General features: G+C 47.2%; 1 protein-coding gene. It reads left to right on the forward strand.

What is annotated here, in order from left to right; translation table 11 throughout:
• Window positions 1-551, forward strand: a 551-nt coding sequence (locus M977_RS23845) for a bacteriophage antitermination protein Q (RefSeq protein WP_064519663.1), incomplete at its 5' end; no start/stop codon positions are given.
• Between the last annotated feature and the right edge of the window lie 190 nt (window positions 552-741).

A 741-nucleotide genomic window follows, 5' to 3' on the forward strand; every position in this document is an offset into this window, starting at 1 on the left:
GCCGCATACTCGATGAGGCAACGGGCAAAATGATAACGCTTCCCGGCGACCCGGTACCGGGCCAACAATCGAGAGCGAAAGGCTCATCCATCGCACTGGTTCAGCCAGTTGAGTTCCGTACCGCATCATGGCGCCGAGCTTTGGCTACGCTTGATAAGCACGAACACGCCTGGCTTTCATGGTGCTATGCCGGTGATTTGTCTTTTGCTCATCAAGTGGCGATAACTGAATGGGCGTGGGCTGAATTTAAAGCGGCGTTAGGAAGCAAGAAGATAGCGGGCAAAACAGTGAAGCGATTGCAGGCTCTCGTATGGCTGGCGGCGCAAGATGTGAACCTTCAGATTAAAGGGCAGGACCCATATCAGTATGGAGACCTTGCTCATTTGATTGGTGTGGCTCCTGATAACTGGAGTAAGAATTACAGGCAGTACTGGGATGCCTTGGAAGCCACGTTCAAGCAACTTGATAGAAGTTCACTCTTGTCAGTATCGCGAACACGATCACAACATAAATTGACTTTTTCGCAGCGGATTGTTGCAAAAGTCAATTAAATGCGCCATATTTAAGCCTAATTTGATATTGTGCCATCAGTGTATTTGGTGGCAATATCTGATTAATGAACCCGCCGAGTGCGGGTTTTTTGCTATCAGAGGGAGTAAAAGCATCCATGTGGTATTTTCAATGAGTAAAATTGCATATCATTTATTCTTGAACCTTGGCCGCTTAGAAAATATCATGCGC

The organism is Buttiauxella gaviniae ATCC 51604, from assembly GCF_001654835.1.
In the GTDB taxonomy this organism is placed as follows: Bacteria; Pseudomonadota; Gammaproteobacteria; order Enterobacterales; family Enterobacteriaceae; genus Buttiauxella; species Buttiauxella gaviniae.